Origin of the sequence: Pseudomonas sp. R9.37 (assembly GCF_963878885.1) — a bacterium.
Taxonomy (GTDB): Bacteria; Pseudomonadota; Gammaproteobacteria; order Pseudomonadales; family Pseudomonadaceae; genus Aquipseudomonas.
The window spans coordinates 49,598-63,619 of the sequence record NZ_CAWNZA010000004.1 but is presented as its reverse complement, the minus strand read 5'-3'; the positions used below and the strand labels follow the sequence as shown (position 1 = coordinate 63,619).

The 14,022-nt window shown below is 58.4% G+C and carries 13 protein-coding genes; 6 read left to right on the top strand and 7 right to left on the bottom strand.

From position 1 onward, the window contains the following. Window positions 1–214: 214 nt before the first annotated feature. Entirely contained in the window at window positions 215–1,234 is a 1,020-nt protein-coding gene (locus AACU78_RS03325; protein WP_106579823.1) for an alpha/beta fold hydrolase, read from the top strand. Window positions 1,235–1,447: 213 nt separating this feature from the next. Here AACU78_RS03325 and AACU78_RS03320 read toward each other — a convergent pair whose 3' ends face one another. Further along, on the bottom strand, window positions 1,448–2,008 hold the full coding sequence (locus tag AACU78_RS03320) for a fasciclin domain-containing protein (RefSeq protein WP_106579822.1): 561 nt from the start codon (window positions 2,006–2,008) through the stop codon (window positions 1,448–1,450). A gap of 289 nt (window positions 2,009–2,297) precedes the next feature. Here AACU78_RS03320 and AACU78_RS03315 point away from each other — a divergent pair, with 289 nt between their 5' ends. Together AACU78_RS03315 and AACU78_RS03310 are read left to right on the top strand one after the other, a co-directional pair. Then, complete coding sequence (locus tag AACU78_RS03315; RefSeq protein ID WP_106579821.1) at window positions 2,298–2,789, top strand: GNAT family N-acetyltransferase; 492 nt, start codon at window positions 2,298–2,300, stop codon at window positions 2,787–2,789. Between the two features lie 1,040 nt (window positions 2,790–3,829). Beyond that, the gene (locus AACU78_RS03310) at window positions 3,830–4,309 is read left to right on the top strand and encodes a hypothetical protein (RefSeq protein ID WP_106579820.1); all 480 of its coding nucleotides are present in this window, start codon (window positions 3,830–3,832) and stop codon (window positions 4,307–4,309) included. Between the two features lie 846 nt (window positions 4,310–5,155). On the opposite strand, the gene AACU78_RS03305 is transcribed toward AACU78_RS03310, so the two are convergent. Continuing rightward, on the bottom strand, window positions 5,156–5,539 hold the full coding sequence (locus AACU78_RS03305) for a DUF1090 family protein (RefSeq protein WP_106579819.1): 384 nt from the start codon (window positions 5,537–5,539) through the stop codon (window positions 5,156–5,158). Window positions 5,540–5,892: 353 nt separating this feature from the next. Between AACU78_RS03305 and AACU78_RS03300 the strand changes: the two genes are divergently transcribed. Then, on the top strand, window positions 5,893–6,090 hold the full coding sequence (locus AACU78_RS03300) for a hypothetical protein (protein WP_106579818.1): 198 nt from the start codon (window positions 5,893–5,895) through the stop codon (window positions 6,088–6,090). 214 nt (window positions 6,091–6,304) lie between these two features. Beyond that, window positions 6,305–6,463, top strand: a complete 159-nt coding sequence (locus tag AACU78_RS03295; RefSeq protein WP_177410126.1) for a hypothetical protein — start codon at window positions 6,305–6,307, stop codon at window positions 6,461–6,463. A 59-nt stretch (window positions 6,464–6,522) separates the two neighbouring features. Here the strand turns inward: AACU78_RS03295 and AACU78_RS03290 are convergent, their stop codons facing one another. Beyond that, window positions 6,523–6,657: a hypothetical protein gene (locus AACU78_RS03290; RefSeq protein WP_256587038.1), complete on the bottom strand. Its 135-nt coding sequence runs from the start codon at window positions 6,655–6,657 to the stop codon at window positions 6,523–6,525. Between the two features lie 470 nt (window positions 6,658–7,127). Here AACU78_RS03290 and AACU78_RS03285 point away from each other — a divergent pair, with 470 nt between their 5' ends. Continuing rightward, window positions 7,128–7,424 carry a putative quinol monooxygenase gene (locus AACU78_RS03285; RefSeq protein ID WP_106579817.1) on the top strand — a complete coding sequence of 99 codons (297 nt, stop codon included), beginning with the start codon at window positions 7,128–7,130 and terminating at the stop codon, window positions 7,422–7,424. Window positions 7,425–7,426: 2 nt separating this feature from the next. Here AACU78_RS03285 and AACU78_RS03280 read toward each other — a convergent pair whose 3' ends face one another. Genes AACU78_RS03280 through AACU78_RS03265 form a run of 4 tightly spaced genes read right to left on the bottom strand, consistent with a single transcriptional unit; the run spans window position 7,427 to window position 14,021 of the window. Next, the gene (locus AACU78_RS03280) at window positions 7,427–8,476 is read right to left on the bottom strand and encodes a hypothetical protein (protein WP_106579816.1); all 1,050 of its coding nucleotides are present in this window, start codon (window positions 8,474–8,476) and stop codon (window positions 7,427–7,429) included. Window positions 8,477–8,488: 12 nt separating this feature from the next. After that, window positions 8,489–10,297: a hypothetical protein gene (locus AACU78_RS03275; protein ID WP_106579815.1), complete on the bottom strand. Its 1,809-nt coding sequence runs from the start codon at window positions 10,295–10,297 to the stop codon at window positions 8,489–8,491. Between the two features lie 3 nt (window positions 10,298–10,300). Next, window positions 10,301–11,599 carry a hypothetical protein gene (locus tag AACU78_RS03270; protein ID WP_106579814.1) on the bottom strand — a complete coding sequence of 433 codons (1,299 nt, stop codon included), beginning with the start codon at window positions 11,597–11,599 and terminating at the stop codon, window positions 10,301–10,303. A gap of 58 nt (window positions 11,600–11,657) precedes the next feature. Further along, the gene (locus tag AACU78_RS03265) at window positions 11,658–14,021 is read right to left on the bottom strand and encodes a hypothetical protein (protein ID WP_106579813.1); all 2,364 of its coding nucleotides are present in this window, start codon (window positions 14,019–14,021) and stop codon (window positions 11,658–11,660) included. Between the last annotated feature and the right edge of the window lies 1 nt (window position 14,022).

Below are 14,022 nucleotides of genomic sequence, written 5' to 3'. Positions count from 1 at the left end.
GCTTGACTGTGAAAAGTTTGTGAGCGCCGGGCGAGGTCACTGTCTGGAGTGCGATATAAGGCCAATGGCGTCCAGGCAGCCATGCCAAGGGCTTGAGGCGGGCTACAGTGCAACAATGCGCCGTGATGACATAAAGGCGTTACTCTTGGAACAGGCGCCGCAACCTGGCGCCGCCGCTTCGCTCCTATCCGCCGGTGTTGCACCAGGAGATCCTGTGTCCACTTCCACGCTGACCTCGCACATCTTCAGCACGCCCCGTCATACGACCCACTATGTGACGTCGGGACCTGCCGAGGGGCCATTGATGATGTTCCTGCACGGCTGGCCGCAGCTCAGTCTGATCTGGCGCCCGCAGATGCAAGCGTTCGCTGCCCAGGGCTGGTACTGCGTTGCACCCGACATGCGCGGCTATGGCGGCTCTTCTGTGCCGGCGGACACCCACGCGTATACCCTTGAAAACATCGTGGCAGACATGGCAGAGCTTCATGACCACCTCGGTGGAATGCCCGCCATTTGGGTGGGCCACGATTGGGGCAGCGTTGTTGCGGGTGAATTGGTCGCCCATGAACCCCAGCGCAGCCGCGGCGTTGTGCTGATTTCGGTCCCGTACTTCCCCACCACGAATGCGCTGCCGACGCTCGTCCCGCTGGTCGACCGAACGATCTATCCGGCAGACGAGTATCCAGACGGTCAATGGGACTACTACCGCTATTACAACGCGCACTTCGCGTCCGCCGTCGCTGACCTTGATGCCGATAAAGCCGCATCACTGGCTTCGATCTATCGACGAGGCGACCCTGCGAGCATCACCAAAGTCGCATCAAACGCCCAAGTCACCAGCAAAGGAGGGCGGTTTGGTGAAGCACACCGAGCACCGCCCACCCAGCCCGACCCCGCGCTTTGGCCGCAGACGGACTTCGCGGCACTGGTGCGCAGTTTTGAGCAGCATGGTTTTCGCGCGCCCTGCGCATGGTATTTGAACGACGACGCCAACATCGAGTACGCCGATCGAGCGCCCAATGGCGGCCGCCTGTCCTTGCCCGTACTGTTTGTAAACGGTGACTATGACCCGATGAATACCATCAAGGGTAACCAGTTGGGCGAGCCAATGCGTGCCGCCTGCGCAGACCTCACCGTAACGAGTTTATCTGGCGGGCATTGGTTGCCGGTGGAGTGCAAGGCCGAACTCGTCGAGGCAATCAGTACCTGGCTTCATCGCAGAAACTTACGATGAGTATCGAGACTTTGATGTTGCGGTGCGCCTGCTAAGGCTCGTGAAAGTTTTGGCGGGTAGAGAAGGGGCTGATGAGCTCGCCCAAGGGTTTCTTGGTTCGGATGCGATGATCATCGCCGTTCGCCACATCGCGCGTCGTTGAACTGACCGTGACCGGCTATTGGCAAACCCCGCTACCCGGCAAACTGCGCGTCTGCCGGGCTTGAGGAGCATTTAAGGCATCAAGACCGAGTCAACAACGTGGATCACGCCGTTGGACTGCATCACGTCTGCGATGCTGATACTTGCCTTACCGCCTTTGGCATCTACCACCCAGAGCTTGCCGTCGTGCAGCTTGATATTCAGCGACTCACCTTGAACTGTTTTCAACACAACGGTGCCGCCGTTCTTTTTGGCGTCGGCCATCAGTTGTGCCGATGTGTGAGTGCCGGGTACGACATGGTAGGTCAGGATTTTAGTCAGGTCGGCTTTGTGTTCAGGCTTGACCAGCGTATCGACGGTGCCTGCAGGCAGCTTGGCAAAGGCTTCGTTTGTCGGTGCGAATACGGTGAATGGGCCTTTGCTATTGAGCGTATCAACCAACCCGGCAGCCTTGACGGCTGCAACCAGCGTCGTGTGGTCCTTTGAATTGACCGCGTTTTCCACGATGGTTTTACTCGGGTACATCGCTGCGCCTCCGACCATCACAGAGTCGGCGGCGAAGCTGACGGTTGCGGTTACGGAGAGAATAGCGAAGCAGGCTGCTGCAGCAATTTTTTTGTAAAAGGCGTGCATGGTGTATCTCCTTGGCTCGTATGCCCTCCGAGTGAGGGTATTGAATCTACGAACCAGCGAACAAAGTGGATGCACCCGTTCATAAAATAATTGTGTGAGCGTCTCGCGTGTTCGCTCATGTTCTTTCTGATGCAGCAGCTAATGGCCAAAGACTTCAAGGTTTGAATGCCGAACGAATCTTTTCCGCTGCAATACAACCCTCGCCAAGAGCGTGTGTTTTGCATCGGTCTCTTTACGGGCGTGGCGGCTCGGCTTCATGATAATTCTTCATTCGCACCGGGACCCTGTCATGAACCCAGCACAAGGACGTATCGATTTTTCAGGGCTGACTTGCCGCACGCTTGAGGTCAATGATCTCGAAACCATCTGCATGCACCGGCAAAGCATGTTCCTCGACGCGGGTGGCGATCTGGATAAGTTACAGGTGATGACCCAACATTTTCGACCATGGCTGGCGCAACGTTTAAGTGATGGCCGCTACTTTGGGTTCTTGCTGCTTGACGCCGGGCGGCCGGTTGCCGGTATTGGGCTGATGTCCATCGAATGGCCGCCGCACCCATCACATCCTACGTCGGACCAGCGAGGTTATGTGCTGAACGTCTACGTTGCGCCGCAATATCGGCGGCGAGGCTTGGCATCAGCGCTGATGCAGGCAGCTGAAGCGGAGTTTTCTCGACGAGAGATCACATTTGCCGTACTGCATGCTACCCGGATGGGACGGCCTATTTATGAGCAAATCGGCTGGGCCGGTACGTCTGAAATGGCAAAGTTACTGTCCTAGCTCGATTGCCATGCCTAGACTTTTTCACCGGCGTAAGCCTCACAGCGCTACATTCCAGTCAACTTAGAGCGCAAAAAAATTTTCAATGAATGATGAACTCTGGCTGGAGCCTGACGGTGAGCAGACATTTTGTCTCGCCGGCCCTCAGGGCGAAGATGCACGTAAGCTTTTACATAACGAGGCAGTACTTACTTGGCGGGTCGAAGCCTCAAACCATTTTGAAGCGATGAGTAAGTGCTATTCGTACAGATTAAAAAACCGACTTTCCTGAACAGGACAAGGTTTCCTATAAGGACCTTGATTGGGAGTAAAACACGCTCAGTAATTGACTTTCCCTTAGCGGCGCTCGCCCATTTAGTTTAGGGGGGCGCACCCCGTCGAGTCAGTTGGGTTGGGCGGGGGCGTCTGCGGCGTGTCGACTCGTTGGGCGTTGTACCTAGCAGTTCCCTGCGTGCATTCACCGTCACCATCTGCCTCGGAAAACCCCCATATCGAGCCAGCGTCACTGGCGCTGAATGCTGGGGCGTGCACCGCACGTCATAGAGAGGGTGGGCTAAGTCTCCAACCCCGCATTTTACTAACAGTGTATAAAACGTGATCAATGAATGATTAATAGCATCCGGGAATTCCAGGGAAACATAGATTTGTCATCATCACTCTCGAACACCCATCGCATTGGCACCCCGCATTCTGTTTATCACGATGCCGTGTATCAAGAACGCAAGGGGCCTTGAGGGAGCGAAAACCCCGTTGCCACCCTGCGCAGGTCATACCCGATAGACGCGTTCTCTCTCAGTGCCCGCCCATCCAACGGCTCCATGAAAAAGTGTGAGAACGGCCACCAGGCCGTTCCCGCACTCTTGTACTGTGCTGCCAACCGCTACATAATCCCACCGCTGAGGTTGATGTCTTTAGCAGCAAGGACGAAGACTGTGCCACTTATGAGTCGTGCATTTTTCGAGCTGCGCCGATTGCACTGCCAAGCATTTATATATTGAAGAAATCAACGCTACACACATTGACGCCCCTCAGGAATAAACATGTACAAGATGATTGCGGCACTGAGCTTTCTCGCTATAACTTCAGCGACAATGACTGGATGCAATGAAAAGGAAGGAAGCAAGGAAAACGCGGCAGCCGCCAAAACCACCTATAGCCCGTCTGATAAATGCGCCATTGACAACATCGCCGGAAAGACCGGTGCAAGTATTTACGTTCCGCGCAGCGTTGTACAATTCAACGGCTGGGCTTTCGATAGCGTTAACCAAAGTGCTTCGAAGGAAATCAAACTTCGCCTGAACGGTTATAAGGGCAATCCTGTCGCATTCAAGGATCATACTGTTGTTGATCGCCCGGACGTGGCAAAAGCATTCAACAATCAGAAGCTCTTGAAGTCAGGGTTCTCCTTCAGCGCAGATTTGTCTTCGTTGGAGCCAGGTGGCTACAGCATCTCCATTGAGATCCCTGGAGAGAACTCGTCTCTTCTATGCCAATCCAATGTCTTACTTGTAATCGAATAACCCAACATTCGCTGCCAGCCTCGAAGCCACTTCAAACGAAGCCATTCAAATGAAGTCGCGAGTATGAGCGTTGAGGCTCGCAGCGCTTGATTTAAAAAGTCCCCAGTCGATTGAAAAAGCAAAATTCAGCACCACAGAAAAAATGCCTAATATTGCTCACTTAAGCGCAGCAACCCTACAATCCCGCTTCGAACGGTGATTCAAAAACGTCCCGATTACACCGGCCTACAGCCTTCACCATTCGTAAAAATAGTATTGAATGCAGCTGTTACAGTGGGCTGCCCCGTGACGTATTTGCCTGAATTTAAAGCTTGCATCTGCCTGCGTTCGGGCTAGCGACTGCGTGGCCAAAAGCCTCAGCGCAGGTCGTGGATTCGAGTCTAATCAAAACCGCGAAGATCAACGCCCAAGAGCCTGTGTGTTTAGGTGCTGAAGCATTCGCCACACGCTTCGTGGTAGAAGGCTACGAAGCTTAGTCGATGCAAGTGCCACGTTATAAAAAGAAGGTCGCTTGCGGCTGTAGGTGCAGCTGGATGAGGGCTGCACTTATCATTCAAGTCCGAGAAGTAATTCTTCAACTTCGGGTGGTTCTGCCGCTCGCTAATATCGCGCAAGTGAGAGCGCCAGACGGTGATGGAGCACAGTTCAGCGCTAATTAGTGCTCGATAACTTGATCAGTCGCAAGTGTTTAGCAAAGCTGCAAGTAGCCCCGGTAAGGCTTTTGCTGCGGTTTCAAAGCGCATGAGAAAGGCTCTTGCTTGATTCACACAGAAGCCCCGTTCAGGCGGGGCTTCTGCATTTCTGGGCTTAAAGACGCTCGACGCCGGAGCCTCCGATTGTTTCTTCTTACTTGAACAAACCACCGATGGCATTGATGGCATCCGCGGCCTTGTTCATGTTTTGCTGGCGTTGAGGATGGGTGTCCACTTGTGCCTGAGCGTTGTAGTTGGAATTACTGCAGCTTTTGTTGGTTTGCGTCAGCGCCGCCTGGAAGGCTGTCGCGCGCAAGCTGTCACCCTTGGCATTGGCCGCGTTTATGTTGGCCTGCAGGTCGCGGATCTGTTGCTGGCAGGAGGCGTTATTCGTGTTGAGGGTGTTGCTATTGCTGTTGCTGGCGCCGCCCAAGGCAGATGACAGGGCGCCCGTCAGGGCGCTCAGGTCGGCAGCGTGGGTGGGCAGGGTAAACAGGCTGAGCAGGGCGGCGGTTGGCGCGAGTTTGGAAAGACGCATGGCAAACCTCACTGTTTGATTGCCTGCGCTCAGGTGGGGACCCGAGCTGGCGCAGAACAATATCCGTATAGAGGTGAGCGCTCGGGTGGAGCGAAATATAGGTTGGTCAATTATTGACCTTCAATATCGGCGTTGCATAAATGTGAGTTGTTTCACGTTGTGCGTCGGCCATCGCCGGCGGCCCATCAGGTTTTTTTGCGTTTCTGCCAGCGTTCGGCAGTAAACATCCCAAGCTTAGAGCCTCAATGCCAAGCATTGATTGGCACCATTCGTCTAATGCTTTGCACTCTGAATGCTGCGCCGTCTCTCAAGTTTAAGTGCGCATTTCCCGTGCGCCGAAGCGGAGAGTCAACATGGAAATCAATGAGAAGGCGCCAGGAAACCTTTCCCAGCAAGCCGTGACGCGTGGCACAGACAACGAAACGGGCCATGATCCGCGTCGAGACGAGGACGCGCTGCCATTGCCGCCTAATGACGACGCGCCGTTGGAAGAAGATATGTCGGATGTCGACGCGGCTGATTCAGTCGCGAGTGAACACCCTGATAACTGATCATTTCACGTCAGCGAACCCGGCCCCTGCGCCGGGTTTTTTATTGCCTGCAGAACGCGATCACCCAAGCAAACCGTCTAGGTCAATGGTTTTAAGCCGATTCGGGGTTGCCATGCGGGGTTTTGGCGATTAACCTGAAAATGTTCGAATTGTTACGAATAATTTCGGGTGCGATCGATTTCGGTTCGCACGACTTCAGGATGAGGAACGAAAAATGTTTTCACACGAAGGTCCCGCACTAGAGCTGTTGCTGTTCGTTTTTGGCTTGGCAGGCCTGCTTCTGGTCGTCTGGTTCTGTCATCACCAATACGAGCGAAAAACCGGGAAGGGCGTTAAAAAACAACAAAATCGCAACGAAAGCCGCTCGACGTAGGGTGATCAAAGCGGTGCCAGCGGTCGGCCGTTAAGCCTGACCGCCGGCAAAATGCAGCATTACGCGACGGTGCAAGTCCAGCGGTGGTTCTGCCGGTACGGCGCGCGGGTGAAGTGCACATCTGAAACCAGATTCAGGCCGCGTTCCTGAAGCGCTTCGGTCAGTTCTACGAGTGTCTCTGCTTGGATAGTCATTACTGTTACCTCGTCAGATTTACTGCGTTCATAGTTCTTGACCGGGCGGGCAACTGACTAATTCAAATTTTCTATGCGCGTGTTTGATTTATCGCGCTGGGTTGCGATGGGTTCAGCGTCATCGCCAAGTCATGCCGTTCAGTCAACGGATGAAGCGGAGCAAAAAACCGCGCTGGGTGAGTTTACTTAAGCTTGGGCGCAAAAGCGTTTGAGCGATGGGCTACGTAAACGCTGAGTTCTGGCGTGTGATGGATAAGGGATTAACCGCCGCGCATTCAGAATCGCAGACAAAGAAAAGCCCACGATGGGGGCGCGGGCTTAAAGGTGTTCACTTAGGAGCTGAGTTGAGCCTATGCGTGCGACTGTGAAAACCCTGTGAAACGCGCCCCTCGGTTAAGCTTTTTTTGCACCTTGTTGGTGTGCTCACGTACTGTGCGACTTCCTAAACCAACCTTTGCGGTGGTGTTTGCATGTCAGATGAAGTGCGGCTTGTCGTCATGATCAATACGCAGCCCGGCAAGGGCGCCGAGCAACGTGCAGCGTTCGCGAAACTGGCCCCATTGGTCAGGGCCGAGCATGGCTGTCTGCACTACGATTTGCACCCCGTGGTCGGCAACCCCGACAGTTTTGTCTTGATCGAAAAGTGGGCCTCGAAGGACGCCCTGGCCGCCCACCATGTGGCCGCTCATATGGTCGAAGCGGCCCGGCACAATCCGTCTTTTCGCGCCGGCCCCGCGACCGTTCTGCTGTTAGAGGATGCGGTTTAGGCTCATAGCTGCACCCGCCGCAGCCTGCCACTGAGCGGCGCCACACTGCCGTCGGGTGTCGGCAGCGGTCGGCCCGTCAAGCCCATGCCTTCGCTCACCACCACCGCGTCCTGCACCACACACAGGTTGGACGGCGTATCCAGACCGCGCGCGAGCACTTCAACCGTTGCGTTGTGCAGGTCACAGCGCAGCAGCCGCCCGGTAAAGCGCGTAAAGCCTCCGTGCAGCGGCTCGCCATTCCAGTTCGGCAGCAAGGGTTGTTGCAGATGGCTGCACAGCTCCAGCACCAGCAGATTGCCTTGCGGGCACAGCGCCAGCCCGGTGGGCAGTTGCAGGCCGCGAATCACCACGTCGGTCTGCCCGCTGGCCGGGTGAACTCGAATCACTTGCCCGGCGTAGTCGGCAAAGTCGATGCCTTTGCGCGCGGGGTCGCCGTGTAATTCCCCGGAGAACAGGCTGATCAACACGGCGTCTGTGTGCGGCTCGTACACCAGGGTGACAGGCACAGCCTCCTGACCCTCATCCAGAACGGACAATTGCGCGAGCACGCGTTCTTGCTCACCGTGGCTGAACTCCACCAGTTGATTGGTATCCGGTTTCACCGCCAGCCAACTGCGTCGCGTCGGGTGGTAGCACAGCGCGTTCAGGTTGCCACGGCTGTGGAACACCGGCTCGGGCGTGCTGTAGTGCAGATCGAGCAGTCTGGAACCGCCGACGTAATCGGTCTGGCTGGCCAGGCAACGTCCGTCACCGCAGGCGATGTCGGACAGGCCCATGATTTCATCGCGCAGCATGCGCGCCTGCAGGTTCATGCTGCGAAAACCCTGAGCGAGCACTTCGCCGGGCAGATAGGCGCCCGGCCTTAGAGGGTCGGGCGGCAGTCGACTGATGCGACTGCTCAAAGGCTGGTCCGCCGAGCCTGAGCCGGCTTCGGCCAGCAACAGGCTGCCATCGGCCTGCAGGCACACACCACGCGGGTTGAGCAGGCCTTCGGCGATAACGCTGCTCGGGCGCAGGGCTTCGATAGGCTGTACGGGAATATGGAGTGTCATAGCGTTTGCCTCCTATTGCGGTGGCTGCCACGGGCTGCCGGTGAGATAGGCCCGCAGCAGTGCGCGCTGGGCGGGGGACATCGAGCGCACGACCGGCATGAACAACGTGGTGCCTTTGTAGGCGTCCGAGGTGCGCGCGAGGATGGCGTTCTTCGCGCCCATGATCGCGTCAGGCTGGTTCAACGGCACGTAGCGCGACATGGCGGGGAACGCCAGGTAGTGAAAGCGCAGCACATTCGGGTACACCTGTTGCCAGGTAATGACGCTGCCCCTGGCGATGCCAAAGTCTGTCTGAGCGTATTTTCGAAAGTTGGTGAAAAAGGCGCCGTTGTCCACGCCATTGGCCGTGTAGGTCAGGGCCACGAAGCCCGCCTGGGCGGCGCTGCCGGATGTGAGCGTCACGGGGAAACTCACCGTCTGTTGGCCCGCATTCACGGTCAGCGAGGGCGGAAAGTTGAGAAAGTCCGTGTACTGCTTCTGCTCGTAGACGCCCGGTGGGCTCGCTGCCAGGCTGATCGTGGTGGCGCCGGGCACCGGCCCGCCGAGGTAGCGAACCTGCAAGGTGATCGTCAGGCCGTTGGGGTAATCCTCCAGGTACACATTGCGCTGATCCGCATACACCCGATAGGTCGACTCGGTCGCCTGCAACTGAGTCCCGGCCACCTGGCCAGGGGCGTTGATCGCCAACGGCGTGGTCCTGACGGCCTGCTGCTGGCTGGTGGTCAGCGCCACATCGACGATGCCGCCATACACGTAGTAATTGACCAGTGGGCTGGCAGTCGGGTTGAGGGTGATCAGCGGCGCGGCACCGGCCGAAATGGTCACCGGCCCATAATTCGCATTCGGCCCGATCGGGCTGGTGATGTCGTCCCGTACCGCGCGGAAGGTTTGCTTGGGAATCACGTTGACCATGTCCAGGCTCAACAGCCCGTTATTGCCCAGCGCCGCGTAGGCGGCGTTGTTCGTGGCCGCATTGATCAATCGCCGTCCCGGCTGGCAGCTCAGCGGCTCGCCGGCAAAGGCCGGGGCCAGCGTACCGATGACCCGGCCGATGCTCGGGTTGGGCGTGTATTTGCCGGCAGCATAATCGGCATCGAGCTGCGCAGTGGTCATCTGCGGGCACATCTCGAACATCACGAAACGCAGGACGATGCCCGTCGCGCCCGGCGCCTGGATGATCGCCTTGAGGCCGCTGCTGTTCGGGTTCCAGCTGACGATGCTGCTCAGCGGGAACGTCAGCTGGAACGTGCCGCTGGCATGGAACGACCCCGGAGCGTCCATCTTTGCCGGCTCGAGCACGCGCCCGGTCACGTCGAAACTGCTGCACACCGCATTGCAGCGAATCAGCAGCTGGATATTGTCGTTGCTGCCGATTTGCAGGCCGCCGACAAAAATCTGTGTAGTGGTCGTGGCGCTGGGGTCCAGATCCACCATCATCGGCCCGGACACCGGTGCCTGGCCGCTCACCGGGTCTACTGACCCGAGCAGGTACACCGGCTGACCGACCTGGTCACCCGTTGTACTGATGTTGCCGGGGCTGCCCTGGGAACTGATCAAGGCGTTCTGCAGGTCCACCACGTGCTGGCCGTAGTGGTTCCAGCCGCCGGCGGTGTAGTAGTTGCCGGCGGGCGCGTTGATCATGCTGTTCAACTGGTCGTCGGTGTAAGGCTGCGCGCCGGGTGCCACGGTCGAAGTGGTCAGGTCGAAGAGTGGCCATTGCTTGTTGCCATTGAAAGGAATGGTCGGCGAGTTGTTCGGCAAGCTCACGTCCGTGCGGATGCCGCCCCAGAAATTCAGTCGTGGTCCGTTGAGGATGCTCATGGTCTATTCCTTGCCCGTGGCGTGTGGGGTGATGGGGCTGTTGGCAAATTTGAACAGGTAGGAGAAGTCGGACTTGAACGGGCTCTTCACCGGTGTCGCCATCGAGTGGCAGTTCATGCAACTGCTGGTGGGCTGGATATAGCTTTCCATGGTCACGTTGGCCGACAGCGCCGGGGTCGGCTGGCCCAGCGGATTGCCTGGGTTGTTCGGCATCAGCGGGCGCTGGGTGGTGATCAACTGGTAGTACTTCAACACGCTGCGTTGCAGGCCCGGATCGTTGCGGTAGTTGTTGTTCACCCAGTTCGTCACATCCGCGATGGGCGTCACGCGTTTCAGCGGGTTGGGCGTCTGGAACGTGGTGCCGGGCTTGGGCACGCAGACCAGCTGGGTGCCTTGTGTTTGCCAATTGCAGGGCGACTGGTTCAGCGCGGCGGCGGGCGCGGCCGCATTGAAGTAGGAATAGGCGGTGCCGGGCGCCGGTTGATCGACCCATTGGCCGTTGACTTTGGCTTTGGGCGGCACGTTTTCGACCTGCTCGAAGGTGGACCAGATCCACTGCGGGTAGCCATTGACCTTGGTGATGATGTGCAAGCCCACCAGGCCCAGGTACGCCTCGCCGACGCCGATGCGCTGCCCCTGGCTGTTGAACTGCGCGACGCGGGCAAACTGCGTGAGGTAATGGCTGGCATTGTCACGGGCGGTGAGCACGCGCCAGCTGGATTTGACCTCGATCACGCCATTGGGGAAGTTGATGGTGTTGGCCCTGGACACCACATTCGCGTTGTAGAAGTTATTGCCGACGATGTAGTTGTAGGACGCTTGGTTGGCCGAGATATCGTAGTAGGTCGGGTTGCCTGCCTGATCGATCAACCAGCCGCCCACCGCCTGGTCGATGGAGTTGACCAGTGAGCTGTTTTTCAGCGCTGCGATGTTGATGATGCCCAGGCTTCTGGCAATCAGCGGGCTATTCCACGGCCCGGGGTTGGCGGCCCCCGGCAGGAAAATTTCGCTGACGGTCTTGTAGGTCTGCCACACGGTGTAGCCGGGGTCGCCGGGTTGTTTGCTGCAATTGGGCGTGCCGCGCTGCCCGTCCTGTGCCGGCCAGTTCAAGGCGATAAACAGCTGCCAGCTGTATTGATCGAACTGGTCCTGGCTGGCATTGGCTGCGGGCGCGCGCGTGGGCGGCTGGCAATTGAGTTGCGTGGCCAGTGCCAGGGGCTTGCCGCTGTCGTCCCCGGCAAAGGCGCCGGGGCTGAGCAGCATCAGCAATAGCAACAGTCGGCTCAAGCGGCTGGCGTTCATACAACACTCCTTTGAAAACCGGGTGGCAGGTGCGTCACCCGGTGGTCCTGTGCGCGGTTTACGCGTAGTCGTTCATGCTCAGCGGGACGGGCGGGTAGTTACGCTTCACCAACGCCTGCGCCCACAGTTCCAGCACCGCGCGACGGCTTTGCGGCATGTCCCGCGTGATGGGCATCGCCAGCGTGCTTTCCTCCTGATAGGCCTTGCTGATCAACACGATCAGTTGGTCGACCGCGCCCTCGATGCGCGTCAGGTTATTGAGCGGCATGTACTTGCTCATGATCGGGTAGAGGTAATAGAACGGCCGCAGGATGAATGGGTAGATGAAGGTCTCCCAGATCAGCTGGCCGGCATTTTCACGCTGATAAATCAGGTTCCAGGCGTTGACGAAATCCTGCTGCATTTGCGGTTCCAGCGGCAGCACACGCAGCGGCGCGAGAAAATCGGTAAAGGCCTGGTTGAGCGGAAAGCTGAAGGGGATCTCCGGTTCCTGCTGACCGTCCTGGACAAAGAAACGCAAGGTCGGAAAGCCCGGCGCCTGGGCCGTGACCGTCAGGTTGGCGATGCCGTTGGCGTCGGTCTGGATCTTGGTCAGGCTAAATTGCACCGGGCTGTTCAGCGGGTCTTGCAACGTGCGTTGCAGGGTGATCGGGTTGGCGAACGTCAGCGTCGGGCTCAGGGCGACAGCGGCGGGCGTCGGCAGAAATTGCTGGTAGGTCACCGGCACGGTTTGATCGGCGGGCACCGCCAGCCGGGTTGCCATGAGCTGGCGGCCCGTGCCTTCGGTGATCTGGCCGGCCAGGGTCTTCGCCCCGGCAAATTGCGGCAGGCAGGGGCTGTTGTTGGTCGGGTTCTGCGGGTCGTTGTTGAACAGAGAAAAGTCCGCTGCGTTACTGAACGCCAGGTAGTAATCGGTGGTGCACAGCATGTAGGCATTGCCGTATTCGGCCACCCACAACGTGGTGCCGGCCGGTGCGGGCTGGCCGTCGTATTGCACCATCACCTGCAACGTCTTGGTGTCGCCCACGTCGATAAAGCTGGCGCTCTCTACCACCTCGGCGGTCCACAATTGCTGGGTCGCGGCGATGATCGGCGTGGTGCCTTGCTGTTGCAGCTCCAGCGTGCCGGATTGCAGCTGCGCCTGGGCCTCGACGGTGAGGGCCAGGTCGAGGATGCCGGCGCGCTTGTCGAACGCCAATTGCTGGTAATCGTCATAGCCAAAGCTGGCCAACGGGCTGAATTGCGTGCCTTGGCGGATGCCGATCTGGTAGTCGCCGGCCTGGTACTTGGCCGCGACCGGGATGTCGGCCTTGCTGTCGATTGGGTAGAACGGAAAGGCGTTACCCAGGTCCAGCGACAAGGTATTGCCATGGGCCTGGGCCGAGATCACGCCCAGTTGGACCTGGCTGGTGGTGCCCGGTGAGGTTTTGTAGATCGCCACCTTGGCGGCCGGCACCAGGCGCCTGCCGGCCGGCGCGGTGGGGAATTCGTCCTCTAACCACAACCCCAGGCTGCCCACGGTACGGCTATAGGCCGGGTTGAAGAAAATATCGCCGACGTTATCCAGCGCCTGCTGATACATGGCCTGTACCTTGGCCTGGGCCTCGGGCGTGGAGCTGTGGGTGTCGATGGGTGGGTAGTTGTTGAAGATGCCGTTCTTGTCGTAGCAGGTCAGGTAGGTGGTAAAGCGGAACATCAGCCCCTTGGCGTTTTGTTGCGCCATCTGCGCCTGCAGGTTTTGCAGCAACGCCGAGTTGCCGATCACCCACGCCAGGTTTTCCTTCGGAAAGCAGGTCTGCCAGGTGGTGGTCACGTACGCCAGGCCGCCGAGGTTGGCCCAATTGAAATTGAGGAAACGGTCGAGCATGCGGTGCTCGCGGTTAAGCGTCAGGCCGCATTGCGCATTGCCCAGCACCAGCTTGTCGAAGTACAGCGCGGTGAAGGTATTCTGCCACGGGCTCACGTCGACAAACCGTGCCGGCGACGTCGGCGCGCCGCCAAACGGATTGCCGAGCAACTGATAACTTTGATTGATCAGCGGGTCCTGGCTGACGTAACCACCGTCGGGCAACTCGCCGCCGGTGATCACCGACTGGGTCTGGTTGTAGCTCACGGTGCCGCAGGCGTTATCGCCGAACAGGTTCCATTCGCCGGGAATCATGGGGGATGCCAACTGCCCGGCATTGCCCGGCACCTGCATCACGTAGTCCGGCACGGCGGCCGGCGCCAGCGGCGCGATGGTCCAGGGCAGCAATTGGCTGGCGGCGTTCAGCGGCGTGATCTTGAAGGCTTCCAGGAACCGCCAGTTCATCTGCATTTTGACCGCATCGTAGAGCGGGTACATGTCGTTGTTGTTGGCGGTCGGCGGGTTCCAGAACATATGGCCGCCCAGGTAGATACGCGGGAAATTCAATACGCTCATG